This is a genomic window from Polaromonas sp. P1_G4 (assembly GCF_056405475.1).
Genome location: NZ_JBFUCA010000739.1, coordinates 1 through 1,605 on the forward strand (window position 1 = coordinate 1; position 1,605 = coordinate 1,605).

Here is a 1,605-nt window from a genome sequence, read left to right on the forward strand (position 1 = left end):
GGCCACATTCGTGTTGGGAGGCATTATCTTCCCACCGTTCATAATCTTTGCGTTCCGTAGCAGAAGGAAAAGACCATGACCCAATCCCACGGGCATTCATGTTTTTTTTGCCATGTGGCTGCTGCCCTGGTTGTATGTGATCACTGCATTGAGGAAAAGAAGACTGTCCGCCTAGAATTCGTTTGCGGGGTTTGGCCTTTTTTTATCGACCTGAACGAAGCTCAAAATGAACAATAAGTCTTTGAACAACAAGCACCTGGCTGGATTTTCAGTAGCCAGGTTATACCGCAGACCTTGCGGTATACATTACGTTAAACAGTAGAAATGAAGCACGATCCATCACGCCAGGAAGCGCTCGAGAAAGCACGCGAGTTGGAGGAGCTTTCTCGCAATCTCAATGCCAATTTCGAGCATGCAAGCTTGCATCGGGAGATTCCGTGGTGGCAGCGCTTTGCTTCCAGAGACCGAAAAAACTTCTGGCGCATGCCGGTTTGGCTATGGGCTCCCGCTGTTGCTGTTCTAGTCGCACTCTTTGTTTTGGCTCTTCTCAGAGTGGGAGGGCATCTTGCTACCTAACATGTCAATCGACACGGACCCACAACAGCAGGAGGCGGCTCCGCCSCTCATGTTGGTGGTCYGGTCATCTTTTCGTTAGGCCTCACGATGAACACCGAACAAAAGGCGCGGTTTGCCAAACGAATGCAGATCTTCCTAGGTCTTTTCTGGCTAGGCTCTCTTGTACTCATTGCAGCCCTCGTCGGCATATTCACGCTCAGGCCACTGGGCGAACACATCAATGTTCTTACCGCTGTTGCTTGCACCGGTTTCGGTGTAATTGCCATTGGAGGCCTGGGGCGTGCGACCAGCCGTTGTCCTCAGTGCAGCAAGCTTTTCTGTGGGCATTTTGAAAACACTGAGGGAGGTTCTGCAAGTGTTTTCGCCTCGTCCTGTCGTCACTGCGGCTTCCGCACAAATCGAGCTCAATGACATGGCGCCACAATCCATCAAAGTTGAAGGGCGAGCACACGTCGCGCGGTCTAACCCTTCCATCGAGAGGACGTACCCCGGCAAGCCGGGTCACGCCTCTCATCTCAAACGTTAAGGCTCATCAAGGCATCTCACCGGCACTTCGCTCAATCCGACCCAAGCTCCTTGTCGCTTGCTTGCTGGTGGTCGCGACACCCTCCTTCGCCGCGTGGGAACCTGTCGAGGGTGTGATCGAGGGCAGGTTGTTAATGGGAGGTCGCCCTCTCATGGGTGCACAAATTACAGGGTGCGCCGACCGCGGCTATTTCTTCGGTCGCCGACCCTGTTTGAGTCCCTTCGAAACGCGCACTGACGCCGAAGGCCGTTTCACCTTCAAGCAGTTCACAGGTGTCACACCGCCCACGCGTCAGGAGATTAAGGCCAATCCCGGCTATGCGGTTGCTGACCCCGGCTGGGGCTATGGTTTTCGGGTTGACTATGAAGGAATGGCTGCAGAAGCCTTTTCTACCGGCATGGGCTATGGTCGAACTCATGTGCGGGTTGAATGCGACTTTGGCGCCTTTTTGGAGGCGATGAAGAAGACGGGTGTTCGGCCGGTAGCCATCCCAGACAATATGC

At 54.0% G+C, this 1,605-nt stretch carries 4 protein-coding genes; all 4 read left to right on the plus strand.

What is annotated here, in order from left to right; translation table 11 throughout:
• The first annotated feature begins 75 nt into the window (after window positions 1–75).
• Window positions 76–237: a hypothetical protein gene (locus AC1D1X_RS22860; protein ID WP_477668251.1), complete on the plus strand. Its 162-nt coding sequence runs from the start codon at window positions 76–78 to the stop codon at window positions 235–237.
• Window positions 238–324: 87 nt separating this feature from the next.
• A complete protein-coding gene (locus AC1D1X_RS22865) occupies window positions 325–576 on the plus strand; it encodes a hypothetical protein (protein WP_477668252.1) in 252 nt (83 codons plus the stop codon).
• An 87-nt stretch (window positions 577–663) separates the two neighbouring features.
• Window positions 664–987, plus strand: coding sequence for a hypothetical protein (locus AC1D1X_RS22870; protein WP_477668253.1), 324 nt, complete (start codon window positions 664–666; stop codon window positions 985–987).
• 266 nt (window positions 988–1,253) lie between these two features.
• Window positions 1,254–1,605: hypothetical protein (locus AC1D1X_RS22875; RefSeq protein WP_477699283.1), on the plus strand; the 352-nt coding region annotated here is incomplete at its 3' end.

Bases quoted from the DNA above. Each gene is read 5' to 3' on its own strand.
- AC1D1X_RS22860 (WP_477668251.1), top strand. From the start codon at position 76: ATGACCCAATCCCACGGGCATTCATGTTTTTTTTGCCATGTGGCTGCT.
- AC1D1X_RS22865 (WP_477668252.1), top strand. From the start codon at position 325: ATGAAGCACGATCCATCACGCCAGGAAGCGCTCGAGAAAGCACGCGAG.
- AC1D1X_RS22870 (WP_477668253.1), top strand. From the start codon at position 664: ATGAACACCGAACAAAAGGCGCGGTTTGCCAAACGAATGCAGATCTTC.